The sequence below is a fragment of the Sphingomonas sp. RS2018 genome (genome assembly GCF_054489605.1).
The window spans coordinates 292,369-318,237 of record NZ_JBTMWL010000004.1 but is presented as its reverse complement, the minus strand read 5'-3'; the positions used below and the strand labels follow the sequence as shown (position 1 = coordinate 318,237).

Below are 25,869 nucleotides of genomic sequence, written 5' to 3'. Positions count from 1 at the left end.
TGTTCCGAGAACGCTGCCGCTTGCCTGCCGATGTGCAGGCATGCGGGGAAGAGCCACGCCCTGAGTGCAGATGGAGCCCTTGCTTTGACAATACCGACAGCACCTCTGTGGGAGCTGCATATTCGTTTGTAGCTGATGCGATGTGTTGTTGCGGCAGGGCCGCCCGTTCGGTGTCAAGGCGCGCTTTCGTCCGGCGCGAGAAGGTCGGCGGGGTCGAAGTCATAGTCCAGCAGGTCGCCGGGCTTGCAGCCCAGCACGGCGCATAGACGGTTGAGGCTGCTGAAACGGATGCCGCGGACCTTGCCCGAGCGGAACAGCGAGAGCTGCGTCTCGCTAAGGCCAACCTCCGCCGCCAGGTCGCGCGCCTTGATGCCGCGGGCGACGATCAGGTCGTTCAGGATGATCCGCACCGGCATCAGAACATCTCGTCCATCTCGCCCTGCAAGCGGACGGCATGGTCGATGACATACCCAAGCATAATGAGCGCGCCACCGAGAATCGCCAGCGTTATGCTGCCGACGTCGAACATGCCGTAGCCGCCGCGCGTCCCGAGGATCCATCGTATCACGTTAGTCACCACGAACACGTCGAGCACGCTGCCGATACCGATCGTCCAGCCGATCCGCCGCAGCGCCTGCGCGAGCGTCGCCTGCAACGGGCGCCCCTTCGCCAGCCTTCCCAGTGCGTGCCCCATGAAGACGATGCCCACGACGTAGCAGAAATCGGGCAGGCGCCGCACGATGTCCGCGACGAGGATGGGATGCGACAGCGTCAGGTCGCTGCGCAGCAGCGGCACGATCCACGACAGCGCGATCGCGCAGACGATGCCCCCGGCCGTCACCATCGCCAGTAGCCTGAGGCGTGCGCAGTCGGTGCGGAAGTGGGCGGCGGTCGCATATCTCATGCCTGCCATCCTATCACATTTATGTTTGACTTAAAGAACGAAGTCCTGTGAATTTAGATAAGACTTAAAGATTCGAGGGTCGATATGATTATGGTTCGGACGGAAGGCCTGACGCGGCGGTTCGGGGAGACGCTGGCGGTTGAGGATGTCGCGATGACGGTGCCGGCCCGGGCGGTCTACGCCTTTGTCGGTCCCAACGGGTCGGGCAAGACCACGACGCTGAAGATGCTGCTCGGCCTGATCGCGCCCACCGCGGGGCGGGTGCTGATCGACGGGCTGGATGTGGCGACGCACCGCGAGACGATTGCGCGGCAGGTCGGCGCGCTGCTTGAGGCGCAGGGGTTCTATGTCAATCTGACGGGGGCGGAGAACCTTGATCTGACCCGCCGGCTGATCGGGCTGCGGTCAAGCGAGATCGATCGGACGCTCGAACTGGTAGACCTGTCGTCCGCCCGCGACCGGCGCGTTGCGGGTTATTCGCTGGGCATGCGCCAGCGCCTGGGAATCGCGCGCGCGATGCTGGGATCGCCGCGCCTGCTGATCCTCGACGAGCCGACTAACGGGCTCGATCCCAACGGTATCGCCCAGATGCGCAGCTTCCTGCGCGACCTGCCCGAGCGCAGTGGCGCCACAGTCCTCGTCTCAAGCCATCTGCTGAGCGAGATCGAGCACAGCGCCAGCCACATCGGCATCATGCACCGCGGCCGCCTGGTCCGGGAGGGGCGGCTCGACGATCTGCGCGCGCTCGCTGCCCGTCGCATCCGGGTCCGGACGCCGGCATCCGCACGGGTTGTCGCCCGGCTGGCACCGACCTTCGCCGCCATTCTGGATGCGGACGATGTCGTCGTGCCCGTGACGCCGGCGACCGATATAGCCGACCGCGTCGCCGCAATCAGCCGCCTGTTGATCGAGGCCGAACTGCCCTTCACCGGCATTGGCGAGCAATCGACGACGCTCGAGCACCTCTACACCGCCAGCGTCTCCGCCGACCTGAAGGTGCCGGCATGAACGCTCCGTCCTTCGCGACCGTGCTGGGGGTTGAGATCCGCAAGCTCCGTCGTTCGCTCGCCGCGCTACTCGCGGTTGTCGCACCATCGATCATTGCGATCTTCATGTTTTTCAACGTCGTGCGGATGAGCAAGGCGGTGCCGTGGTTCGTCTGGATGGGCAACATGACCGGTCTGTGGGCGGCGTTCATGCTGCCGCTGTCGATCACCGCGCTGACCGCTCTGATGGCGCAGATGGAGCATGCTCCGAGGAGCTGGGATCACCTGCGCGCGCTGCCGATGCCGCGGTGGATGCCCTATGCCGCCAAGCTGTTGTGCACGGCGGTGCTCACCGCGATTATGAGCGTCATCCTGCTTGTGCTCTGCGTCGTGGCGGTCGAGGCGGCCGCGCTGGTGAAGCCCGCGATCGCGCCCACAGGCACGCTGCGACTCGCGGTCGTCGCGACCACGCTGCTGAAGATGTATTTTTCGTCGCTGCTGATGACCGCTATCCAGCTGTGGCTGGCGATCCGTTTCGCCAGCTTCGTACCGGCAATGGCGACGGGGATCGCCGGTGCCTTCTTCGCGATGGTGGCGAACGGCGCATGGCAGGGCGTGTTCCTGCCGTGGCAGATGCCGATCAACATGATGGCGAGGGACGCCTGGCGCCCCGACACCGCACTGATGCTGGGGATGGGCGGCGGCGCGATCGCCAGCGTGTTCCTGATCGCGCATCTGGCGAAACGGGAGGTGCTGTGATGACTGAACGCCACGCCCGCCCGCGCGTCGACGCTCACTTCTATCTCGCGCTCATCCTTGCCGGCCCAGTCACCTACCTGATCCACGAAGGCGCGCACTGGATCGTCGGGCGTGCCCTCGGGCTGGACGTGTCCTTCAGCCTCAACGGCGTCACACCGCGGGGCGGCGCGACGGAAGCGCGGATGCTGGCGCTGTCGGCGGCCGGGCCGGCGATTACCTACGCGCAGGCGCTGCTCGCCTATCTGGCCGTGCGCCGCAAGGCCAATCCGATCGCTTTCGCCTTCCTGTTATGGGCCGCGTTCATGCGCGTGGTGGCGACCGGCATCAGCGTCGTCCTGCCCAACGATGAAGCACGGGTCAGCCTGGTGCTCGGCGCCGGCTATTGGACGCTTCCGATCATCACGTCTGGCGCACTATGCTATTTGGCTTGGGCGGGATCGCGCATGTTCGACGCGCGTGCGCGGGACTATTTCGCATCATATCTGATCCTCTCCGCCGTGACGGCAGCGATCGTGTTTGGCGATCAGTACCTGTTGTAGCCAGCGCTGATCGCGACATCGTGGGCGTGGTCGATGGGATCGGCGCCTAGCGAAAGGGCGAATCGAGCATCAGCTAAAAGGCGAGGATGCCGTATGCCGCGACGAACCAACTCCGGCCGTTCGGCTGGCCGGAGCCGCTTCCCTGTTCCTGCCATTCGTTCATCACGAGAATAGCAGACCGTGCGTGAAGGCTGACACGAGCTTGTAGCCGACGCTTCGAGGAAGGCGGTCCATCCCCATGGATCTCGACCGGACAAGGGTGTTCCGTATAACGATTGTCACGGCACAGTCACCTTACAAGGCGCCGGCTAACAATCAGACAGCCGGGTTCGCCCAGGAGTATCCGATGCGTCTTGCCTTCGTTCTCATGATTTTGCCCCTGACCCCGCTGGTCATGGCAAGTGCGCCGATGCAGCTTCAGGCTGCTCCAGCCGCCGCACCCAGCAAGGCCCAAGACCTCGCGCTGCTGCAATTCCTTGACCGCGCCTATGACGAGCAGTTGGCGCTCAGCCCGGAAAGTCAGACACAGCTCGGGTTCAAGACCGACTACGGCAAGCTCGACGATTATACCGATGCCGCTGCGGTGCGATCGCAGGCGCTGGCCGAGCGACAGCTGAAAGCGATGCACGCGCAATTCCGGCCCGAGCAATTGGGCGAGAGCGCGCAGGTCAGCTATCGCCTGTTTGAATACCAAGTCGCACGCGACCGCGAATCCTTGCAGTTCCGCAAGCTGCGCTTCCCTGTGTCGACGAACGGCAGCCCGGCGGGCGACATCCCGGTCCTGCTAATCAACAATCACAAGATCGACACGGTCGCCGACGCGCAGGCGTACATCTCCCGCCTGCGCGATACCGAGCGCGTGATGCGCGAAGTCGCGGCGACGATGCGCGAGCAGGCGGCGGCGGGGATCATCCCCAACAAGGTCAATTTCGCGCCCGCCCGCGCCGATGCCAAGGCGGTCATTAGCGGCGCGCCGTTCGACACCGGCCCCGATTCCACCCTGCTGGCCGATTTCCGCAAGAAGGTGACCGCGCTGAGGGCGCCCGAAGCGACGAAGGCGAAGCTGCTGAACGACGCCAGCGCGGCTTTGACCGGCCCCTTCCGCCGCGGCTACGACACGCTGTTCGCGGCTCTGGATGCGATCGAGCCGCTGTCCAAAGGCAATTTCGGGGCATGGAGCCTGCCGAACGGTGCAGCCTATTATGCGGACCGGCTGAAGGGTTCGACGACCACCGATCTGACCGCGGATCATATCCACGACCTTGGGCTGCGTCAGGTCGCTGCGATCCGTGGAGAGATGGAGGCTATAAAGCGGGAAGTCGGCTTCGCCGGCACGCTGGAGCAGTTCTTCGACAGCATCCGCACCGATCCGAAGTTCAAATATCCGAACACCGCCGCCGGCCGCGAGCAATATCTGGGCGACGCCCGTGCGGTGATCGCATCGGTGATGGTCGCGGCCCCGCGCTATTTCCGTGTCCTGCCCAAGGCGCCTCTGGAAGTGCGCGCGGTAGAGAAATGGCGGGAGGGCACGGCTTCAACCGCCTTCTACAACCCGCCCTCCGCCGACGGGTCGCGACCGGGGATCTACTACGTCAATCTCGTCGATATGAACCAGACGCAGAAGGTGCAGGTCGCCGGCATCGCCGCGCATGAGGGCGCGCCGGGCCACCATTTCCAGATTGCCCGTCAGCAGGAGATGACCGGTATCCCCAAGTTCCGAAAGTTCGGCGGATACGGAGCCTATGTGGAAGGCTGGGGCCTGTATTCGGAGCGGCTGGCAAATGAAATGGGGGTGTACAAGGACCCGTATGCGCGGTTCGGCATGCTGTCGCTGCAAGTGTGGCGGGCGATCCGCCTGGTGCTCGACACTGGCATACATTCGAAGCGGTGGACGCGTGAACAGGCGGTCGCCTATTTCAAGGCGAACAGCTCGGTATCTGAGAAGGACATTGGCCGTGAGGTCGACCGTTACTTCAACTGGCCAGGCCAGGCGACCAGCTACATGGTTGGGCAACTCAAGATCGCCGAACTGCGCAAGCGGGCGGAACAGGAGCTAGGCCCCAATTTCGACATCCGCGACTTCCACGAAGCGGTGCTGAGCCAAGGCGCACTACCGCTCGCCGTGCTCGAAGAGCAGGTCAATCGATACATAGCGGCGACGAAGGCAAGGTAATTCATGGATGCGTCGGAGCACATTCTCCACTCGCTAAAAAAAGTCAGGACCGGCAGCCACTTCTGGTGGACAAGTTACCTGCCGCGCGACATCGCGGCAGGCTGGACCGACACCCGGTCACTCAAGGCCCATTAGATCGTTCTCGAGAGCGGACAATTGTTCATCGTGCCCGATCAAAGCTTTTGAAGGCGAGCTTGTGCGGGTGGGCGCGCTGAGCCCTCTTAACCCACCCCGCTTACCGACCGGTCCATCAGGTTTGACGGAGCCTTTTCTACGTCTGCCATGAGAATCGCTGATAGCTCCGCGCTGGGAACTGGCCGGCTAATCACATAACCCTGCACCAGATCACACCCAACCGAAGTCAGAAAGCGTAAGCACTCGTCATCCTCCACACCTTCCGCAACAACTTTAAGCCCGAGCTGATGAGCTAGATCGATCGTCGAACGAACAAGAACTGCGTCCGCAGCGTTCCGGTGCGCAAACTGCACGAAGCTCCGATCTATCTTTAGTTCGGCGAGCGGAAGGCGTTTGAGGTAAGTCAGCGTCGATTGGCCAGTACCATAATCATCCATCGAAATCGCAACGCCGAGGTCACGATAGCGGCAAAGGGCGGCGACGGCGGCATCGGGATCAGTCATGGCAGCGGATTCCGTGACCTCGAAAACCAGGCTTGAGGCGGGAATGGGTGCGGTCAGGAGGATGCGTTCGACCGCGCTATTGTACGGTACGTCGGACAACAGGATGGCGGAGATGTTGATGGCGGCCGTCACATCCGGCGTCGTGCGGCGCCAGTCGTCGACATCGCGAACGACCTGCCGGATGACGTGCAGCGTCAGAGCGGCGATCCGGTTACTTTTCTCGGCCGCCGGGATGAAAAGGTCGGGACCGATGAAACCACGCGTCGGGTGGCGCCACCTGACCAACGCCTCCACGCTGACGATCCGGCATTCGCGCAGATGATATTTGGGCTGATAGAAAACCTCTATATGTCCGGCCTCGATCGCCGCATCGAGTTCGCCCATCAGCGAGATCGATCGTTCGAGACCGTCCATGTCGGTCGCGGCCCGTTGCCAGAATACGCCCGCCGTTCGCGCAGCTTCGGCGGCGAGCGATGCGTCGCTCAACAACCGCTCGACATCGCGTCCGTCACCGGTGGCGATACCGAGGGTCGCGGCGACGTCCACCCGGCGACCGCCGACCTCAACCGGCTGCAACAACATCGCGCGCAGCCCCTGCAGCGTGTCATCGGCCATTTGCCCGGCGGTCAGGGCGAAGCTCAGCTGGTTCTCCGCCGTGCGGAAGTTCGTGCCGTTATCGGCGACCAGCGCGGTGCGCTCGCCGAGGCGGATCACGACATCGGCCGTCGCGAAATTGCCGAGCACCGCGCGAAGCGCTTCGTAATTATCGATCTGGACGACGGCCAACGTCAGTTCGACATCCGGCTTCGCCCAGTCGAACAACGCCCGCGCGTTCGGCAGTCCGGTCGCCTCATCCGTGCGCTGCTGGCTGCGGAAACGTCCGAGGACGTGCCGCACGATGCAGGCGACGGTCGCAGCGACGATCATCGTGATCGACGTCGCCATCGGATACGTCACGAGGAACCGATACTGCGCGACGAGCACGAACGCCGCGAGCATGACGATCGACATGCAGGCGAGGATCACGCTTGCCGGCCCCGACCGCATGCCCACGATTGCGGCGATAGCTGCTATGGCCATCGTCAAAATCGTAAGCCGTTCCCCGCGGGCCGGAATGCCCTGAAATAGGGTTTCCGCGGCAAGCGCCTGAACGACGACACCGGGAATGACCCCCCAACGCGGCGTACCATAGCGATCACCCATCTCGATCGCCGTTGCCCCAATGAGGATATCACGACCGCGCACGGCAGCGGGGTCGAAGCGACCGTCACGCACGCCAATGAAGCTGAAACGCGGGATGGAGGACGGGTCGATCGACATGTCGATCGGAAATTCGGTGTCCGCCGCGCCGGAACGTCCGGCGATGAAGGCCGCCAGGGACGGTCGGGGCGTGCCCTCGGTGATCGTTCCAAGCGGCATGTTCCGCACCTGACCATCGGGGTCGGGGCGGATGCTGACGGAGGCCAGGGCGGCGTGATCGCGAAAGGCGGGAAGCGGGAGTGCGTCGATGGTGCGCCGGTCCTGACTGCCAGCGACCTGTCCGAACGTCGGCAGCGCCACCAGTCCGTCGGCGCGTGCCAGAGCCTGCGAAAAGGCCCGGTCGCCCGCATCGTCGGACCGGGAGGAGAAATCGACGTCAAACACGATCGATTTCGCACCGGCCTTGCGAAGATTATCAACGACGCTGGCATAGTTCGATCGCGACCACGGCCAGCGCCTGATCGCCGCAGCACTGTCGGCATCCATCTCCACGATCGCGATCCGACCGCTGGCCGTGCGGTCGACGATGCCATAGCGCAACGGCATCAACGCACGATCGATCGACTGGCCGAATCCGGTCGCAAGCATCGCGCCGCCCATCAGGACGACGAGGACGACGATCAGCCATGACGACGGTCGCCGGCCGAAGCCGCGCGCTGACGATGCGGGCACCTAGAAAACCCGCGACACGCGGAATGAGACGCGGGGACGTTTGGTGCCGGTATCGAACCGGTCGGCGTTCAAGGGAAGGGCGACTTCGAACATTCCGTCGAGCTTGCCGCGACCGAGCCTGACCCCGGTACCCGTCGAGAGCAACGATCCACCACCGAACCCGCCGCGCAGATTGTCGACATAGCCGCCGTCCACAAACGTATAGAATTGCGTGCGCGCCACCACGTCCGCGATCGCGCCCAGATTCGCGCGCAGTTCCGCCGAGCCCAGCACGCCCTGATCCCCCGTGCGTTCGGCATAATCATAGGCGCGACCGAACGCCGGCCCGCCCGCCCCTATCTCCATCGTCGCCAGCAGCGGGCGCGAGGCGAGCTGACCCGACGAGGCCAGCACCACCGCAAGCGGACCGCCGAGTTCGATCGACCAGTCGATGACGTAATTCACGAGTCCGAAGCGTGCGTCACCATCCGCGCGGGACGTCAGCCGGTCCCCTGCCCGCGACATGCCGGCGAGCGGAAGGCCCCATATCGCCGCGACCTCGCCCCGCAGGGTGCCGACGCCGAGCGTTGCCGAGGCGGTCAGCGACCCCGTCAGGGTCGTCAGGCGGTCATCCCGCAATTCGGAACGCAGCAGGGACTGGTCGCTCCTGAGCGTCCGCAATTCGACGTTGGTCGACAGGCTGCGTCGCCGGCTGCGCAGGATCGGTCGGGCGTAGGCGACGGCGGCATCGAGGCTGTTGCCGACGACGTTCAGCGATGCGAGCGACGCGCCCGGATTGGCGCGCCCGTAGCTGCCGGAGAAGGTCAACACGTCGCCCGCCGCCGATACCGGCGATGTATAGCGGGCGCGCAGGAAGGCGAATTCGCCCGGTTGAAGGGGCGTGAGCGCGACGACGATCCCGAGCTCGTCGCCCGATTGGGCGACTCCGCGCAGGCTGGCAAGCATCGTCGACCGGATCGGGCCGACCTCCGCACTGCCGCGGTTGTCGACCTGGACGTAGGCACTCGCGCGATCCTCGACGACGTCGACCAGCAGGATGCCGAAACCGTCCTGCCGGACGTATTTGCTGTTCCTGACGCTCAGACCCGGAATGTCGCCCACGCGCAGGATCGCGCCTTCCAGCGCGTCGCTGCGGACGGCGGAGCCGGTGACGAGTGCCCGGCTGAGGATCGCATCGGCCAGCGGGCTGACGGCGCCGACGACCCGGACGGCGGCGATCTGTCCCTCATCCAGCGTGACGCGGAGGATGCCGCCGGACATGGTCTGCGGCGCGATCGTGGCGCTGGCGAAGGGGTAGCCGGCCGCTCGCGCCACCGATGCGACGTCGCCGGCGAGCCGCGAGAGATCATCGCCCGACAGCTCGCGGCCGATATAGCCGATGAGCGCAGGCGCGAAGGCCTGCGTCCGGACCTGCCGGTTGCCGTCGACAACGATCGCGCTGGCCACCCTGCGGAGACCGGGGCCGGACTGCGGCGAGGCAGATGGCAGAACCGGTGCGATCGGTGACGAGGAATCGGCCGGCAGCGCAGGCTGTGGCAGGGCCTGTTGCACGATTGACGGATCGGCGCGGTCCAGACGCACCTGAGCGGCGACGCCGGGAGCGACGCCGCCACACATCAGGGTGAGCAGCAAACGGCGGACGGGTGTTCTGAATCTCATCAGCGGCGCGTAACCGGGCAGCCGTTTTCAAAAGGTTAGTGACGAGCAAAAGATTAACCGGCCTTCACCCTACCTCGAAAGTCGATCGCAACGACCCTGCGACATAGGGGGCCGGATATGGCGCGTTGCCGAGTAGGAGTCACCGATGTCAAAGCGCTTGATCGCTATCCTGGCCGCAAGCTGTTCGACGATGGCGTTCGCGAACGAGCCGGTGTGGAAGATCAGCGAGGCCAGCGGTCCGGTTCGCGTGACGCGCAGTGGAGTGGTCAAGGTCGCCCTGCGTGGCGGCGTCGTATCGGCCGGCGACACGGTGACGACCGGCGCAAACGGCCGTGCCGTGCTGGTGCGCGGTGGCGAGTATGTGATGGTGGCACCCGCTTCGCAGCTGCGCCTGCCGGCCGATCAGCAGGCGACCGGTATGACCCGGCTGGTTCAGGACGCCGGCAACATCGTCTTCATGATAAAGAAGAAGCTGTCGCCGCATTTCGAGGTGAAGACGCCGTACCTCGCCGCCGTGGTGAAGGGCACGACGTTCAGTGTCGGCGTTTCCGACAGGGGCGCATCCGTGCAGGTGCTGGAGGGCGCCGTCGATGTGGCGACGACTGACGGCGGCGCACACGATCTGCTGCGTCCCGGCGGTATCGCGCTGGTGGGTGCGAACGACCTGTATTCGATGCAGATCCAGGCCAATGGCGTCACCCGGACGCTGGTGTCTCCGGCAGCCCCTTCGACGCCGGATGTTGCGACGCCCGCTACTACGACGACCGAGACGGCAAGCGCGCCCGCCACCCCGCTCGACACAGGCGCGCCGGCCGCGGAGACTGCGTCCGGTTCGACCACCGTTGCGGTCGCTGCGCCGCCATCCCCGCCGGTCATCGCCGTCACGGTGTCCGAGACACCGGTCGCACTCGCTCAGGTGACCAACGGACTGGTCAGCGGGAGCGTCGGCGGAAGCTTTTCGACCGATGCCGGTCAGGTTACCGCCGCGACACGGCTCGCGACGGAATCGTCCGCCTCCGCTGCCAAAGCCGTAGCGGCAGCGACGACCACGATGGTTGCGGCAGCGGAACAAGAAAAGACCGCCGTCGAGGCGACGAAGCAAACCGAGGCTGCGTCGGCGGCGGCAGACGCCAAGGCGGCGGCAGACAAGACGTCGCAGGAGGCAGCGCTTGCGGCGCAGCGTTCGGCCGAGGCGACGGCGCAGGCGGAAGCGGCGAAGGACAAGAGCGATGCCGCCGCGGCCGCCGCCGCCGCTTCCGCGCAGGCGGCTGCCAAGGCGGCGGAAGATGCCGCAGCCGACGCGGCGCGAGCTCAATCTGAGGCGGCAGCCAAAGCCGCCACGAAAGCGCGGGCTGACGCCGACGCGGCGGCAGCGTCTCGAGTGGCAGAGGCCGCGAACAAGGCCGCACAGGACAAGGCCAACGATGACGCGGCCAGGGCCGCGGCAATTGCTGCCGCTACCGCTGCCGATGAAGCCAAGCGTGCAGCTGATGCCGCTGCGGCCGCGGAAAGCGAGCGTGTCAGCAAGACAGCGGCACAGGCCGCGGCACAGACTGCGGCGGACGCAGCCGCCCGCGACGCTGCCAGTTCAGCCGCGAAAGCTGCAGCGGACCCGACACTGAAGGCTGCCGCCGATAAGGCCGCACGAGATGCTGCGAAGGCGGCCGAGGACGCGGCGAAGGCGGCACGAGAGGCGAGCGATGCCGACGCCGACAAGGCCGCAAAGGATGCGGCAAAGGCGGCTGCGGATACCGCTGCGCAAGCGCTGAGAGAAGCTGAAAAGGCCGCTCGCGACAATGCTGACAAGGCGGCGAGGGACGCGGCGCAGGATGCCGAAAAAGCCGCAAAGGAGGCGGCCGACGCCGCGGCGAAGGCCGCAAAGGCCGCGGAGGACGCTCTGCGCGCGGAGGCGGAGAAGGCGGCGCGTGATGCTGCTAAGGCCGCATCGGACAAGGAGGCGGATCGGGCAGCACGCGAAGCGGCCAAGGCCGCCGAAGAGGCTGCAAAAGCTGATGCAGACAAAGCGGCGAAGGCGGCAGCGGAGGCTGCCAAGAAGGCAGAACAGGAAGCCGCCAAGGCCGCAGCGGAGCTAGCGAAGCAACAGGAAAACGCAGCCAGGGAAGCAGCGAAAGCCGCTGAGGATGCTGCGAAGGCCGCCGAAAAGGCTGCCAAGGAGCTACAAAAGAAGGCCGACGACGCGGCCAAGGCCATCGAGGACGCGTTGAAGAAAGGCTTAGGTAGGTAGTGCTTCGCACGTCGATCAACGATGTATTTGAACAAAATGGAACTGAAAAACGACGATCGCGTCGCTTGAAGTCTTTTTTGCCGACTACACTCTTATCCGAAAACGTGATTGTCCGTGTCCATGTACTCGACATATCTACAAACGGATCACTACTTCACCTTAGGAATGCAGAGGTGGGCGCCGTGGTTGAGCTTAGGCTCAACGCCAAAAATCATAAAGCAACTGTTGCTTGGGCGCGTAACAATCGGGTTGGTTTGCAATTTCACAAGGAGATCGATCAAATCGAGCTTTATTCGGCGCTGTTCTTGACCTAAACGGAGTTAGGCGTGCGCCACGCCGGAGTTCAGCTGCGAACCGAGCAAGGCTTGTGGGGGTTGAGATCAGTTTAACGGGTGCTGTCAGACGTAATGCACCTACATGGGCGCAAGCAGGGGCTAACGATATTTTCATCGGCGCTCGGGCATGCAGACGGAGCTGTCAGTGCTGCGAACCCGCTCGGCTAAGTTCTGAGTAGGCTCCGTCAAACCAAATGCACTGATCGGTAAGCAAGGGACGGTAGGGGCCGGACATGCCTCGTCTCCGCAAGCCAGCCTCGCCGTTCCGCTACTTCAACTCGTCCCCTGAGGTGATCCGGCTGGTTGTGCTGATGTACGTGCGCTTCCCGCTCTCGCTGCGGAACGTGGAGGACCTGCTGTTCGAGCGGGGGATCGACATCTGCCATGAGACGGTGCGGCTGTGGTGGAACCGGTTTGGGCCGCTGTTTGCCGGCGACATCCGCCGGCAGCGGGTGAGCCGGTGCCGTCAAACCAAATGCACCGGTCGGTAAGTAAGGCGGGGTAGGGGCTGGACATGCCTCGTCCCCGCAAGCCAGCCTCGCCGTTCCGCTACTTCAACTCTTCCCCTGAGGTGATCCGGCTGGTCGTGCTGATGTACGTGCGTTTCCCGCTGTCGCTGCGGAACGTAGAAGACCTGCTGTTCGAGCGCGGTATCGACATCTGCCATGAGACGGTGCGGTTTTGGTGGAACCGGTTCGGGCCGCTGTTTGCCGGCGACATCCGCCGGCAGCGGGTGAGCCGGATGCGCGGCTTCCGGCATTGGCGCTGGCACCTGGACGAGATGTACGTGAAGCTAAACGGCGAGATGGTCTACCTCTGGCGGGCGGTAGATCACGAGGGTGAGGTGCTCGAGAGCTACGTCACGCGGACCCGCGATAAAGCTGCCGCTCTCGGCTTCATGAAGAAAGCGCTTAAACGCCACGGCTCACCGGAAACGATCACGACCGACGGCCTGCGCAGCTACCGCGCGGCCATGAACGAGCTCGGCAATAGCGAGAAGCAGGAGATCGGCCGCTGGGCGAACAACAGGGTGGAGAACAGCCACCTGCCGTTCCGACGACGAGAGCGGGCGATGCTCCGCTTTAGACAAATGAAGACGCTGCAGAAGTTCGCCTCTGTCCACGCCAACGTCCACAACCACTTCAGCCTGGAACGCCACCTCATCGATCGACAAACCTACCGGGAACGACGCTCCGCCGCGCTGGCGGAGTGGCAGACGCTCGCCAGCTAGGCTGCAGCCCTCAAAGACCCAGGTGCATCGTGGGGAGAGCAGTTCGCTTTAGACTGACAGCACCGTCGAGGCTGTTGAATGCCTGCTCCAGCCCCTCGTCGCTCGACTTGCGGGTGTAGATCGCACAGCGGACCGGCTTCATGCCGCGACCTTGCGCTGCTTGAGGCCAAAGAACCCCGGGCCCGACCACCGCGTACCGGTGATCGCGCGGGCGACTTCCGACAGCGAGTTGTAGGCGCGACCCTCCCAGTGGATAACGCGGTCCTCGCCGATGGTGACGATATGCACGCGACCCTGCCACTCGCGCACCAGCCGGGTGCCCGGCTGCACGCCGAGCGTGCGGGCCTTGCCAGTATCCAGCTCGACCAGCGTCCGCCGCGTCTCGCGCGACAAACCACCGAGGGCCAACGCCTGTATCTCCCAGGCAAGCGCCAGCCGCAGCAGGCTGGGGCTGATCCGCGGCAGCGGCGTGGCGGTCACACGCCGCCACTCGACGCGCAGCTCTGCCGAAGACAGCCCGGCCAACCGGCCGAGCTGCTCCTCCAACCTCGCGGTCACGCGGCCACCGCCACGGTGTAGCAGGTCTGCTCATCGCGCGTGCCACGCACCACCGCGTGCCCCTTCTTGCGCAGGCCGGTTAGCGCAGCGCGGGTCGTGTGCGGTAGCCATCCGGTCGCTTCGATCAGCTCGGCGAGTGTCGCTCCGCCGTCGCGCTGCAGTAGCGGCAGCACGGTGCTGGCCTTGGTGACGCGTGAGGTCGCTACGGGCGGGGCGGCAGGGGCAGGGGCCACGCTCTCACGGGGGCCGTCATCGCCAGCGTCGATACCGATCGCCGTCAGGCCCGCCTGCGTCACGTACATGCCGTATCGCACGTCGCCGTCGGCTCGGTATGTCTCGGCCGCCTGTTCAGTCTCGCGCTCAACCAGGAAGCCCCGATCGATGAGGGTCGTCAGCGCCTTCGTCAGGCGCGCGCCGCTCGTGGTGATGGTCGCGGGCAGGGGATACACGCTGCCGCCGTCGCGCTGTGCTGCGCTCGAGAGGATAATGGTCTGGGTATCGGTAAGCCTGGTCATGCTGGTCTCCATCGAGATGAAGCAGCACGCTGCCGCTCCCACCAGCATCAGCCCCAGCCGACAGCATCGGTGGGGCGGGGCGCGGGGCTTACCCACGACTCAAGGTCCAGCGCTGTTCGCTTCGTTGGCGGTGGAAGTCGAGCGGAGTGTACCGTTTTTCGTAATCAGAAATCTAAAATCCGAACGCTCAAAACATGTCGGGCACACGCTCTGCGGCGCTAGCAGAATGGCAGTCGCTGGCCAGCTAGCTGCTTCCTCAAATGTGAGGCGCAATGCGTAGAGAGCGGTTCGAGTTAGTCGGATAGCACCATCTCGGACGCCCTAGGCCCGGGGTCTCTGTCAACCGGTTAGAGCCGTTGGTGGCTTCTTTCCCGTACCCGCCGCAAGTGACAGTGGTAAGTTTCCGAGATCCGGGCGGTTGAGCTAGAACATGTCGCGCTATCCGTTTTGGGAACCGCCCTTACGGACATGCGGGGAGGGGGGCATCGTGTCGTATTTCCTACTCGAAAGCACGAACTTTGACGAAGGGGGGGCGGTTTCCCCTTTGAAGGGGCAGTCGCAGCGCGAAAGTTCGTGCTTTCGAGTAGGAAATGGCAACCGCTGCAAAAGGCCCGACATGTCGACCAGTCGACATGTCGGGCCTTCTGTAAGATCGCGTCCGATCGGGATTCCGCCATACGGCGGAATCCCCGGAGGCATTACAACCGCGGCAGCTTCACCCGCGCGCCGGCGAAGATGTAGCGACCGACCGACGACACCGGATAGGTATCGGTGCCGATGTCGGGACGTTGCCCGAAGACGTTGTTGACGCCGCCGAAGAACTGGAACTTGTCGCTCACATCGACGCTCGCATAGATGTCGTGCTGCCACAGTTCCTTCAGATACAGATATTCCGGCGCGACGATATCGGGGTTACCCGCGACCGTCTGGTTGCTGTAGCGCAGCGTCTTGTCGAACCACGACAGGCCGTAGTTCAGCGTGAACTTGCCGATCTGCCACGTCAGGTCGGTGTTGACCGTGTATTTCGGCGCGAACGCCTCGCCGCGCCGGTTCGTGACGTCGGCACCGGGCGTGCCGAAGAATTCCAGCTTGTCGAGATAGTTGGCGATGACGCGCAGGTTGAAGTCGCCGAACGACGCGGTGCGCAGCCGGTAGTTGACGTTCAGGTCGAGACCCGCGGTCGAGAAGCGGGCGACGTTCTGCGGCACCACCGTGAAGCTGGTGATGTTGCCCGGGTCCGCGGTGGTCGAGGCCGTCCGGGTCCGCGTGATGAGCGGGCAGAACGGATTGTCCAGGCTCGGCTGATCGACGCACAGCTCCGCCAGCTGCGTCGCGCTGACGGTGTTGATCGCGTTGGTCAGCTTGATGTCGTACCAGTCGGCCCGCACGGTCAGCCCGCTGAGGAAACGGGGCTGGAACACCGCGCCCGCGGTCCAGGTCGTCGCCTCCTCCTCGCTCAGGTTGCGATTGCCGCCGGCGAAGCCCGAGATGTTGGTCGAGCGCGCATCCTCATAGGCGGCGGGATTGGCGATCCCCAGGCTGCCCAGCAACGCCTGACAATTGGCGACGCGGAACTGCGTGCCGTTCTGCAGTTCGGCCCGGTCGCACGGGTCGGTGATGAAGGAGAAGGTCTGCGAATTGGCGCCGAACAGCTCGCCGATGTTCGGTGCGCGCACCGCCTTTGAATAGGTGCCGTTGAAGGTGATGTCGCGGATCGGCGACCAGGTCGCATTGGCCTTCCACGTGGTCGCGTTACCGATCGTCGAATAATCCGAGACGCGGACGGCCGCGCCGACTTCCAGACGATGGAAGAACGGTACGTCGCGCAGCAGCGGCGCGTTCAACTCGCCGAACACTTCCTTGACGTCGAACGCGCCTTCGTCGCGGCCGAGCGCATTGGTGAAGGTCAGACCCTGCGCGGCGATCGGATCCGGGATGAAGCGGCTCTGCTCCTTGCGATACTCGGCGCCGATCGCGAAGCCGACCGGACCGCCCGGCAGCTTGAAGAGCTGTCCGAAATCGCCCGACAGCGATGCGTTGACGACATGCTGGCGGATGCGCGAGCGATCCTGCGTGTTGGCGCGCACGAACGCCAGCGCCGCAGGGCTCGCCACATTGTCGCCGAACAGGTTCAGCGGCACGCACTCGCCCGGGCGGAACGTCGCGGGGGCGCCGGTGTAGCGGTCGGTATAGGGCTGATCCGGCAGCGCGGCGGGGTTCAGGTTCACGCGGCAGGTGATCTGCCCGTTCGCGGGGTTCCGCACCGCATCCAGCGCCGCCAGGAAACGATCGTCGAAGACGTCGTTGACGTAGTTGCTGGTCACGTTCGTCTGCCCGAAGACATAGGAGACTTCGTAATTGGCGTTCGCGCTGACCTCGCCGCGCGCGCCGACGACGGTGCGGAACGTCTCACGCTCGATGTTCTCGCCGCGCTGGCCGATATCGAAGTTGTCGCGCGTGAGCAGAACGCCGCCGTTCCCGACCAGCGCAGCCGGCAGATAGGCATTGTCGTCCGGGATCTGCAGATAATAGTCGAACGACGGCTGCCCCAATGTGAACGACTTCACGTTCGCATATTTGCCTTCGACGAACACCGTCAGCGCATCCGACACGTCGAAGTGACCGAGGACGTTGACGACGTGGCGCTTCAGGTCGGGCAGCAGGTCGTTCTGGTAATCGGCGACCCGCGTCGCGTTGCCGCCCGTCGAAAAGCCAGGCTGCACGGTCGTGCCGGCGTCGAAGGGAACGAGCTGACCGGCCGCATTGACGATGAAGTCGGGGAGGCCGTCGAAGTCGACGTCGATGCCGCCTTCGCGCGCCGTGTCGTTATAGCGGACGTCGCGCGTCGGGATACGATCGGGAATGCCGTTGCTGGCCCCACCGGTGTAGCCCGGACGGAACTCGGGATCGGCCGGGTTGCGGTAGAAGCCGGTGAGGTTGGTGCCGCGCAGGCGTGCGCGGTCGCGTGCTTCCAGGCGGCTCTCGTCGCCATATTCATACGCCAGCGCGACGTTGCCGCGCCCGTCGGCGAAATTCTTGCCGACGGTGACGCCCAGCAAGCGCTTGCCGGCATCGCCGAACTCACTGATCCCCGCCTGGCCGCGCGCGGACAGCCCCTCGAAATCCTTCTTCAGCACGAAATTGACCACGCCGGTCACGGCATCGGCACCGTAGATCGCCGAGACGCCGCCGGTCAGCACATCGACCCGGTCCACCAGGTCGATCGGGATGGTGTTGACGTCGACTGCCTGCGACCCCGGCACGCCCGCAACGTGGCGGCGGCCGTCGACCAGTGTCAGCGACCGTTCGGTGCCGAGGTTGCGCAGGTTGAGCAGGTTGAGGCCGGTCGCGCCGATGCCCGCGCCGCTGCCCGAATTGTCGGCCGAGGTCGACGATCCCTGCAACGCAGGGAAGCCGGTCAGGAAATCGGTGAGGTTGGTCGTGCCCGCCTGCTGCACGGTCGCCGCACCGAGCGAGATGATCGGGCTGGGGGAATCGAAATCCGGTCGCCGGATGCGCGAGCCGGTGACGATGATGTCACCGCCGGTGCTGCCGTCGGCGGGCGGGGTCTGCGTGCCGGCCTCGGCCTGCGCCGATGGCTCGGACGGGATCGGCAGCGTGGAATCGGTCTGAGCAGGCGCCTGCTGGGCCAACGCCGTGCCGCTCAGGCATCCGGCCACCAGGGCGGCAGCGGCGCATCCTGCGCGCAAGTCCAAGATACTCATCACAAATCCTCGCATACTGTCGAAGCATGCTAACAATGCGCATTGCCGACGACAGGCAAGGGCGGCATCGTTAATTTTCAGATATGTGGTCTGCGGGTCACACTGGAAGCGTAGGCTGGATCATGGCTCCGTCAAACCAAATGCACTGATCGGTAAGCAAGGCGGGGTAGGGGCCGGACATGCCTCGTCCCCGCAAGCCAGCCTCGCCGTTCCGCTACTTCAACTCGTCACCCGAGGTGATCCGGCTGGTCGTGCTTATGTACGTGCGTTTCCCGTTGTCGCTGCGGAACGTGGAAGACCTGCTGTTCGAGCGCGGGATCGACATTTGTCATGAGACGGTGCGGTTGTGGTGGAACCGGTTCGGGCCGCTGTTCGCCGGCGATATTCGCCGGCAGCGGGTGTGCCGCATGCGCGGCTTCCGGCATTGGCGTTGGCACCTCGACGAGATGTACGTGAAGCTGAACGGCGAGATGGTCTACCTGTGGCGGGCGGTGGATCACGAGTGCGAAGTGCTCGAGAGCTACGTCACCCGGACCCGCGATAAGGCTGCCGCTCTCGGTTTCATGAAGAGGGCGCTGAAACGCCACGGCTCACCGAAAGCGATCACGACCGACGGCCTGCGCAGCTACCGCGCGGCCATGAACGAGCTCGGCAATAGCGAGAAGCAGGAGACCGGCCGCTGGGCCAACAACAGGGTGGAGAACAGCCATCTGCCGTTCCGACGAAGGGAGCGGGCGATGCTTCGGTTCCGGCAGATGAAGACGCTACAGAAGTTCGCCTCCATCCACGCCAACGTCCACAACCACTTCAGTCTGGAGCGCCACCTTATCGATCGCGAAGGTGCTGTCAAAGCAACGGCACTACGTGCATTTAGCGCGAGGTTCTTGCCCACTTGCCTGCCCATTGGCAGGCAAGCGGCGGCGTGCTCAGAACATAGCCGAGCGGGTTCGCAGACTTACAGCTCCGTCTGCATGCCCGAGCGCCGATGAAAATATCGTAAGCCCCTGCTTGCGGCGACGTAGGTGCATTACGTCTGACAGCACCGATCCAAGCCCTCAACGACGACGGCCGCCCCTCCGAGCCTGGTCACCGGCAACGATGAACGGATCGGTGGCATTGGCCCGGGGATCGTAATAGCGGTCGATCCGGTTGCGGATCCGGTTCTGCACCCGGTTCTGAACGCGGCTCGCGATCCGGGCCATCGGCTCGATACCCGCCTGCTGCGCCGTCGTTTCGCGAGTCTGGCGCTGGCCGACCTGCCCGACCGAGGCGCTCGCAGTGCGACCGCCGGCATTGGTGTCGAGCGGCGTCTGACGTTGTTGCGGCTGCGCGGGCGGCTGCTCCTCGTCCTGGACGACAGTCGTCGCGGACGTACTTTGCCGCGACATTAGCTGCGCGCTGGCGGGCGAAGTCGCCGCGAGGCCGACGGCGATCAACAACAAGACGCGCATAGGGACCGCCTTCATTGCGCCGGCACCAGCTCGACGCGGTCGAACTGCCCCGACAGACCGGAAATCGCTTCCGATGGCCGCGCGGTCAGGACCAACGTCTGCGTCGGGCAGCCTGCCGGGACGCTGAACGTGCCGGTGAAATTGCCGTTGGCGACGCTGGAACCGGGCACCTCGACCCGCCCGAGCTCCTGCCCGTTCTGGCAGCGCAGCGTCCAGTAAGGGAGGGCGCTCGCCGCCTGCTCGATGCCGGTGCTGTGCCCCGTCAGGCGATAGGTGCCGGGGGGTAGCCACTGCATCTGCTGAAGCATCGGGCCGCCGACGCTCGGCGGGACCGCGAAGTCGAAAAGCCCGTCCTGGATATTGGCCGTCAGCCCGCCGCCATCGATCGGTACCCAGTCGAACGGCGAGGCGGTCGCCGGGTCCGCCGCGAAGTTCGGATCCCGCGAGCGACGGCGGTCGCGCGTCGGCCCGGCCGCGGCATAATAGGTCCACGCATCCTCGACCGACCCGCTCTTGACGAGGGCGTTGACCATCTTAGCTCGTGCCTGGGCCGGAACGGTCCCGCCGCGGCCGCGCAGATCGGTGAGCAGCTTCGCTGCGATCTTCGGATCGGGGGCGTTGCCCGCCACGTAATCGACGAAGAACGGACCCCAGGGCGGCGACTTGGCCAGCACCATAGCAAGCTCGACGCGAATGCCCGGCTCGTCGCTGGCCGCGGCTAGGATCGGAAAGAGGACTTCCCACATCCGCGGAATGACGCGCAGCGTGATGTCGTACTGGCGCAGCGTATCAGGAATATCGCCGCGCCGCACGGCATCCTCGATCATCCACAACTGGACCTGAAGATCGCGCCGCGAAAGCGTCTGGGCGTTCCGAAACCACCGCCGGGCGCCCCGCACATCACCGACGACCTCGGCATTCACCCCCAGCACCGAAAACGCGGCTACGGCCGTCGGATCCTGGCGGAGCGCCTGCAGTGCCAGCGTGTTCGCGCGCCGCCGATCCGCTAGGGTCGAGTCCGGGCCGGCGAGCGCCATTGCCGCCGCCGCGGTGATCCGGCCGTCGTAGGGAACGAGCCTGTGCGCGCGGACCGGATCGGACTTGACCACGAGCTGGCCGAGCGAAAAGGCGACGCTGAAGCCGCCCAGCACGGTCACCGACAGCGCAAGCGCGCCGCGCCCTGCCCATTCGGCAGGCGACCGACGGCGAAGCGCGCCGCGACGCGTCACGGCCAGCGCCCTACGCCTTGGCGTCGCCGCGTCCATAGCCATAGCCATATTCATAGCCATAATGCGACTTGCGGCTTTCGAACTTGGTCAACACGCCGCCGAAGACGCGCGAGTTGGCGCTCGCCAGACGGGCAAGCGCGGTGCGGACGAGCGTGGAGCGAATCCCGTGCGACTCGACGGCGTAGATCACGCCCTCCACCCGCGCGGCGATCAGCGGTGCGTCAGCCAATCCCATGACCGGGGGCGAATCGATGACGACATGGTCATAGTCCTGCTGCAGCCGCTCGATCAGCGCCGACAGCCGGTGACCCGTCAGCAGCTCGGCGGCATTGGGAGGGATGGGGCCGGCCGACATCGCGGTAAAGCCGAGGTCGGTCATCGGGAAGGTCAGCAACGGGATATTGTCCTCGCCCGACAGGAAGTTGCTGAGCCCGTGATCGTGGCTGACGCCGCCGAGGTGATGAACCGAAGGCGAGCGCATGTCGCCATCGACCAAAATGACGCGGCGGCCGGCGCGCGCCAGCGTCGTCGCCAGCGCCAGCGCCGTGGTCGACTTCCCCTCCGCCGGCCGGGTCGAGGTGACCGCGAAGGACCGCGGCACGCCATGCTCGGTGGTGAAGGCCAGATTGGTCTGCACGGCCAGATAGGCGTCGACCAGTTCGGACTTGCGGTTGAGCAACTCGTCGCGCGGCGACTTGCCGTCCGACACCTTGGGCACGGACCCAAGCAGCGGCAGGCCAAGGCGCCGCTCGAGTTCGGCCGGGTCGGCGATCGCCTCGTCCATCTGCTCCAGCACGAACGCGGCGACTGCACCGAGCGCAAGGCCGGCCAGAAGCGCGACGGCGAGATTGATCAGCAGGCGCGGGCTGGAAGGCCGCTGGGGCACTTCGGCCGCATCGACGACAGAGATGTTGTTCACGCCGACGCCGCCGGCGACCCCGATCTCCTTGAACCGCTGCAGCAGCCCGTCATACAGCGCGCGGTTGGTGTCGACCTCTTGCTGGAAGATATTGTATTCGATGCTGCGGCGCCGATTGTCGAGGAAGCTCGCCTTCAGCTCGTTGACCTTGGCCTGCAAGGTGCGCTCGCGCTGCTGCGCTTCGCTGAACTCGGCCTGCGCCGATCCCGATACCCGGCCCTCCTCGCGCGCGATCGACCGATCGAGCTGGTCGATTTGCGACTGCACCGCGCGGGCGGCCGGATAGCCGGGCTCGAACTGGACCATCAGCCGCTGGTATTCCGCGGCGAGCTCGGCCCGACGCTGACGCAGATTGTTGATCGCGACGTTGCGCAATGCCTCCGCCGACGCACCGGCGCGGCCGCTCTGTTCGGCGCGCGCCTGAGCCTGGATACGATCCGCGGTCGCTTGGGCCAACGCATTGTTCAGGGTCGCCAGATCGTCGGCGACGATCGACCGCTCGGCGGTCGCCTGGCCATTAGCGGCTCCTTGCGCGGGCAGGTTGATGATGCCCTGCTCCGTTGCATAGGCGACGAGCTGGCGCTGGCTGTTGTCGAGCCGCTCCTTCTGGATCGCGAGCTGGCGCTGCAGCAGATTGCGACCGTAGGACGTCGCCTGGAGCTTGCGCTCGAGGTTGGTCTGGATGAAATTGTCCGCCCACGCGTTCGCGACCTTGGCCGAAAACTGCGCGTCGGGGCTGGTGAAGGCGATGTCGACCAGACGCGACAGCCGCGTCGGGTTGACGGACAGGTTCTTGCGCAGGATTTCGCCGGCGACCCGCTGGCGCTCCTGACGGCCGCTTACCGGGTAGCGACCGTTGCTCAGCCGGAAGGCCGGGGCGTCGCTGGTAAAACCGAACATCTCGAAGAACTTCGGATCGTCGGTCAAGCGGAGCTGGAGTGCCACGCGCTCGGACAGCGCGCGCGACTTCAGCAACCCGTATTGCGTCTGATAGAATTCTTGGTCGATTGCGCTGGTTTCCCGTTCGACACCCTGAAAACTAGTGACCTGGTTCGATTCCCGCGCGATCTCGACCACCGACGTGGCCGTGTACTTCGGCGTCATCAGCAACGTCACGACGAGGCCTAGCAGCACGCACGCGATCGCGGTGCCGATAATGACATAGCGCCAGCGCAAGGCGATGCGCAGATATTGCCGGATGATCGGCACGCCCGCCGGTTCGGCGGCAAACGGAATGGACGCTGGGGTCGAAACGCCCCCGGACTGGGGCGAGGTCACGAGTTGCATGATCGTCTCGACCTTATTGTACGACCGCAATTAGCGGCGCGGCGAGGATGGGAGCGAGTGACACGACGTCACGGAAAAGACGACGCTGCGGCGAATCCCCGACGACGACGACATCGTTGGCATAGATCGGCGGATCGTCGTACGCGCCCCGACGGATTGCGCCGATATTATAGAGACCGGCCATCTTGCGTCCGTTGACGGTGCGCAGGATGACGACCTCCTCGAGCCGCGCGAATTCCGAAAGCCCCTTCGCGGAGGCGATCGCGCGCAACAGCGTCATCTGATTGGTCACCGGATACAGGCCGGGTTCGACGACCTGACCGTCGATGGTAACGACCTGGCTCACCGAGCTCTTGATGTTGACCGTCACCTCAGGATTGCGGACGTAGCGGCCGCGCAAAGCGGTCTCGATCGCCGCGCCCAGTTCCTGCGCCGTCTTGCCGCGGGCATCGACCGTACCCACCAGCGGCATAGCGATCCGCCCGCTTGCATCGACCTGCATTTCGCGGCTGAGATCGGGGACGTTGAACACGTCGATCTGGACGGTATCCAGCGGACCGATCAGCGCGGGACGATCCGCCGCAGTCAGATCCAGGCGGTTGGGCGGTGGCAAGGTCGCGGTATCTTGTACGACCGTCAGACGGTCGGTCGAAACCAATGGCTCCCGCCTTGAGCAGCCTGACAAGGCCAGGATCACCAACAGGCTTGTGCAGAACTTATGCATGCGTTTGGACGGACTTCCGGTGGGGGTAACGGACGAGGCGTCTATAGGGGGTCGTTGACAAAGGGTAAAGCGAATGCCCCGCACGCTTTCGCGCGGTCGGAAGCGTACGCAAGCGGGGAACGGCTCAGCCGTTGATGACCGCCAGATTGGCCCGGATATTGGCTTCGCTCGACGAACCGAATAGGATCGCATCGACCCCGCCATCATCGACCTTCGAGCGGACATACCGCACCGCTTCCGATGGGGACGCGCGCCCGGAGGCCAGGATCGACATGGCGATGTTATGGGTCCGGTGCGCTGCAAACGACGCCTCGCACGCCGCCGCAGAGGGGTTCATGCGAAAGCCGGCGATATTGTAATTGGCGCACAGCCAGGGGCGTTCCAAACCGATCCGGTCGCACAGAGTTTCCACCGCCTTGGGATGGTTCATGGTCACGAACCCCGGAATAACCCCGAGCCGCCGCGACACGGCGTTCGCGAAGTCCTCGATCACTCCGTACAGCTCCATCGCCATGACGAAATCGAACGCCAAGTTCTGGAGGAACACGCCGCGCAGCGGCAATCCCTTGCACGCCAGCGTTTCCATCCGCGTCAGCAGATGCATGATGCCGCCCGTCCGACCGGCCAGCAGACCGAGACCCGCCGGCACCATCGGCAGCGGATTCATCTGGCCGACGGTCGACATCAACAGGTATCCGAGGCCCCGTTCGGACAACTTGTTCCAGTATTTGTGCGCATAGGGGAGGCAAGGGGAGTAATACATGCGCGGAAACAGGTTCGAGCGGCGAATCTCCTCGAAGACGGCGTCGTAGCGCTCGTGGGTCGTGAACATAAAATCGCGCACGCCCGCGGTATAGGCGGCCGCGATGACTTCCAAAATCGCATCGGGATTCTTGAAGCGCTCGTATAGCTCGGCCGCCTTGGCCTGGTTCGCGTGATTGACGCCGAGAAACTGATTGTCGCCCAGGATAGCTCTGCCAAAGGTCATTTCAGTCCAGCCTTGCTAGCAATGAGATCGATGAGCCGGTCGACTTCGCATCCATCGGCCAGCGTAGCGGTGACGCCATCGGGAAGCGAGGGGTCGACGTGCGTCCCCGACTGGCCGCACATTTCGAGGAAATCCTCGAGCTCGAGCGAGAATTCCTCGCCGCGCAGGTAATAGGCGACATTGGCCGGTTGGACCGACAGGTCGATTTCTGCCCGATCCACCGCCGACAGGCTGCTGTCCGGGTGCCAGTTCACCTCCACCACCGAATTATCGACCCGAAGCTGTGCATGGTCAAAATCGGCGACGATCTCGATCACGGATTTCCGCTTGCTGGCGTCGGCCCAGTCGATGACGAGCGCGCCCGCCACATCGTCCGTCGCACTGGGGGGGCGATGCGTCCATTGCACGCTGGTCCGGTCGTCGGCGTTGACGCAGTGGACCCGAACCGCCTCCGCCGCCTCGACGTTCCGGACGGGGCCGAAGACGAAGCTGCACAGGTCGATGATGTGCGGACCATATTCGTTGAGGCACCCGCCGCCGCGCGCGAAATTGCCCTGCCAGCTATCCTCCGGCGGCGCCTTCGTCATTACGTTGCCGCGCATCGACGCGGTATAGCCGCGAAGCGCGCCGAGGCTGCGGTCGTGCACCACCGCCCGCAGGCGCTGGAAGCTGGCGACGTGGCGCATCACGAAGCCCACCTGCGCCGGAATCTGGCCCGCCTCCGCGGCCTGTCGAAGTTGCTCGCTGGCCGTGACGCTCAGCGTCAGCGGCTTTTCGATGAAAACCGGGATGCGGCGCTCAATCGCCCAGCGGCCAAGCGCGGCATGCGAACCGGTCGGCGTGGCGATCACCATGCCGCGGATGGACTTCAGTCTAGCCTCAGCCTTGTCCACGCTGGAGAAGGTCTGATAGCCAAGATATCGGAAGAACTGCCGTGTCAGGAAGCTCTTGTCGCACAGCGCGATGTTGCGCTTTCCAACATAGGGTGTGCACAGCGCAAGATGCGACATGCCCATCTTGCCACCGCCGACAACCAATAACGTCATATCACTTCCCCGCAATGAATAGGGTG

21 protein-coding genes and 1 pseudogene are annotated in these 25,869 nt (G+C 64.9%); 9 read left to right on the top strand and 13 right to left on the bottom strand.

Annotated features, from left to right (window positions below; genetic code table 11):
- Window positions 1-173 precede the first annotated feature (173 nt).
- Both ACX40P_RS13695 and ACX40P_RS13690 read right to left on the bottom strand, forming a co-directional pair.
- Complete coding sequence (locus ACX40P_RS13695) at window positions 174-416, bottom strand: helix-turn-helix domain-containing protein (RefSeq protein WP_459126910.1); 243 nt, start codon at window positions 414-416, stop codon at window positions 174-176.
- Entirely contained in the window at window positions 416-904 is a 489-nt protein-coding gene (locus ACX40P_RS13690) for a hypothetical protein (protein ID WP_459126909.1), read from the bottom strand. Before ACX40P_RS13690 ends, ACX40P_RS13695 begins: the two co-directional genes overlap by 1 nt.
- 84 nt (window positions 905-988) lie before the next feature.
- Between ACX40P_RS13690 and ACX40P_RS13685 the strand changes: the two genes are divergently transcribed.
- The 4 genes from ACX40P_RS13685 to ACX40P_RS13670 all read left to right on the top strand — a co-directional run bounded on the left by ACX40P_RS13685 (window position 989) and on the right by ACX40P_RS13670 (window position 5,361).
- Complete coding sequence (locus ACX40P_RS13685; RefSeq protein WP_459126908.1) at window positions 989-1,912, top strand: ABC transporter ATP-binding protein; 924 nt, start codon at window positions 989-991, stop codon at window positions 1,910-1,912.
- Window positions 1,909-2,649 carry an ABC transporter permease gene (locus ACX40P_RS13680; protein ID WP_459126907.1) on the top strand — a complete coding sequence of 247 codons (741 nt, stop codon included), beginning with the start codon at window positions 1,909-1,911 and terminating at the stop codon, window positions 2,647-2,649. The genes ACX40P_RS13685 and ACX40P_RS13680 overlap by 4 nt, the downstream gene beginning before the upstream one ends.
- Complete coding sequence (locus ACX40P_RS13675) at window positions 2,649-3,188, top strand: hypothetical protein (RefSeq protein WP_459126906.1); 540 nt, start codon at window positions 2,649-2,651, stop codon at window positions 3,186-3,188. Before ACX40P_RS13680 ends, ACX40P_RS13675 begins: the two co-directional genes overlap by 1 nt.
- 367 nt (window positions 3,189-3,555) lie before the next feature.
- Window positions 3,556-5,361: a DUF885 domain-containing protein gene (locus tag ACX40P_RS13670; protein ID WP_459126905.1), complete on the top strand. Its 1,806-nt coding sequence runs from the start codon at window positions 3,556-3,558 to the stop codon at window positions 5,359-5,361.
- A gap of 221 nt (window positions 5,362-5,582) precedes the next feature.
- On the opposite strand, the gene ACX40P_RS13665 is transcribed toward ACX40P_RS13670, so the two are convergent.
- Both ACX40P_RS13665 and ACX40P_RS13660 read right to left on the bottom strand, forming a co-directional pair.
- Entirely contained in the window at window positions 5,583-7,931 is a 2,349-nt protein-coding gene (locus tag ACX40P_RS13665) for a putative bifunctional diguanylate cyclase/phosphodiesterase (protein WP_459126904.1), read from the bottom strand.
- Window positions 7,932-9,590 (bottom strand): ShlB/FhaC/HecB family hemolysin secretion/activation protein, encoded by a 1,659-nt coding sequence (locus ACX40P_RS13660; RefSeq protein WP_459126903.1) that lies wholly within the window; start codon window positions 9,588-9,590, stop codon window positions 7,932-7,934. It lies immediately after the preceding gene.
- Between the two features lie 145 nt (window positions 9,591-9,735).
- On the opposite strand from ACX40P_RS13660, the gene ACX40P_RS13655 reads away from it, so the two are divergent.
- The 4 genes from ACX40P_RS13655 (at window position 9,736) to ACX40P_RS13640 (ending at window position 13,401) form a co-directional block, all read left to right on the top strand.
- Entirely contained in the window at window positions 9,736-11,835 is a 2,100-nt protein-coding gene (locus ACX40P_RS13655) for a FecR domain-containing protein (RefSeq protein WP_459126902.1), read from the top strand.
- Window positions 11,835-12,149, top strand: a complete 315-nt coding sequence (locus ACX40P_RS13650) for a PilZ domain-containing protein (protein WP_459126901.1) — start codon at window positions 11,835-11,837, stop codon at window positions 12,147-12,149. Before ACX40P_RS13655 ends, ACX40P_RS13650 begins: the two co-directional genes overlap by 1 nt.
- A 254-nt stretch (window positions 12,150-12,403) precedes the next feature.
- Window positions 12,404-12,661, top strand: coding sequence for a hypothetical protein (locus ACX40P_RS13645; RefSeq protein ID WP_459126900.1), 258 nt, complete (start codon window positions 12,404-12,406; stop codon window positions 12,659-12,661).
- A 23-nt stretch (window positions 12,662-12,684) separates the two neighbouring features.
- Window positions 12,685-13,401, top strand: coding sequence for an IS6 family transposase (locus ACX40P_RS13640; RefSeq protein ID WP_459126899.1), 717 nt, complete (start codon window positions 12,685-12,687; stop codon window positions 13,399-13,401).
- Window positions 13,402-13,539: 138 nt separating this feature from the next.
- Here the strand turns inward: ACX40P_RS13640 and ACX40P_RS13635 are convergent, their stop codons facing one another.
- The 3 genes from ACX40P_RS13635 to ACX40P_RS13625 form a co-directional block, all read right to left on the bottom strand.
- Window positions 13,540-13,959 carry a DUF2924 domain-containing protein gene (locus ACX40P_RS13635; RefSeq protein WP_459126898.1) on the bottom strand — a complete coding sequence of 140 codons (420 nt, stop codon included), beginning with the start codon at window positions 13,957-13,959 and terminating at the stop codon, window positions 13,540-13,542.
- Window positions 13,956-14,474, bottom strand: a complete 519-nt coding sequence (locus tag ACX40P_RS13630) for a DUF3489 domain-containing protein (RefSeq protein ID WP_459126897.1) — start codon at window positions 14,472-14,474, stop codon at window positions 13,956-13,958. Before ACX40P_RS13630 ends, ACX40P_RS13635 begins: the two co-directional genes overlap by 4 nt.
- Window positions 14,475-15,172: 698 nt before the next feature.
- Complete coding sequence (locus ACX40P_RS13625) at window positions 15,173-18,199, bottom strand: TonB-dependent receptor plug domain-containing protein (protein WP_459126896.1); 3,027 nt, start codon at window positions 18,197-18,199, stop codon at window positions 15,173-15,175.
- A 179-nt stretch (window positions 18,200-18,378) separates the two neighbouring features.
- On the opposite strand from ACX40P_RS13625, the pseudogene ACX40P_RS13620 reads away from it, so the two are divergent.
- Window positions 18,379-19,038, top strand: a pseudogene (locus tag ACX40P_RS13620) (IS6 family transposase); the annotation flags it as partial.
- Window positions 19,039-19,254: 216 nt separating this feature from the next.
- On the opposite strand, the gene ACX40P_RS13615 reads toward ACX40P_RS13620, so the two are convergent.
- The 6 genes from ACX40P_RS13615 to ACX40P_RS13590 are packed head-to-tail and all read right to left on the bottom strand — an operon-like array spanning window position 19,255 to window position 25,843.
- Window positions 19,255-19,650 carry a hypothetical protein gene (locus ACX40P_RS13615; RefSeq protein ID WP_459126895.1) on the bottom strand — a complete coding sequence of 132 codons (396 nt, stop codon included), beginning with the start codon at window positions 19,648-19,650 and terminating at the stop codon, window positions 19,255-19,257.
- A gap of 11 nt (window positions 19,651-19,661) precedes the next feature.
- On the bottom strand, window positions 19,662-20,879 hold the full coding sequence (locus tag ACX40P_RS13610; RefSeq protein WP_459126894.1) for a tetratricopeptide repeat protein: 1,218 nt from the start codon (window positions 20,877-20,879) through the stop codon (window positions 19,662-19,664).
- 10 nt (window positions 20,880-20,889) lie between these two features.
- Window positions 20,890-23,085 carry a GumC family protein gene (locus ACX40P_RS13605; RefSeq protein ID WP_459126893.1) on the bottom strand — a complete coding sequence of 732 codons (2,196 nt, stop codon included), beginning with the start codon at window positions 23,083-23,085 and terminating at the stop codon, window positions 20,890-20,892.
- Window positions 23,086-23,098: 13 nt separating this feature from the next.
- The gene (locus tag ACX40P_RS13600) at window positions 23,099-23,893 is read right to left on the bottom strand and encodes a polysaccharide biosynthesis/export family protein (protein ID WP_459126892.1); all 795 of its coding nucleotides are present in this window, start codon (window positions 23,891-23,893) and stop codon (window positions 23,099-23,101) included.
- Window positions 23,894-23,933: 40 nt separating this feature from the next.
- Window positions 23,934-24,797: a hypothetical protein gene (locus ACX40P_RS13595; protein WP_459126891.1), complete on the bottom strand. Its 864-nt coding sequence runs from the start codon at window positions 24,795-24,797 to the stop codon at window positions 23,934-23,936.
- Window positions 24,794-25,843, bottom strand: a complete 1,050-nt coding sequence (locus tag ACX40P_RS13590; RefSeq protein WP_459126890.1) for a Gfo/Idh/MocA family protein — start codon at window positions 25,841-25,843, stop codon at window positions 24,794-24,796. The genes ACX40P_RS13595 and ACX40P_RS13590 overlap by 4 nt, the downstream gene beginning before the upstream one ends.
- Between the last annotated feature and the right edge of the window lie 26 nt (window positions 25,844-25,869).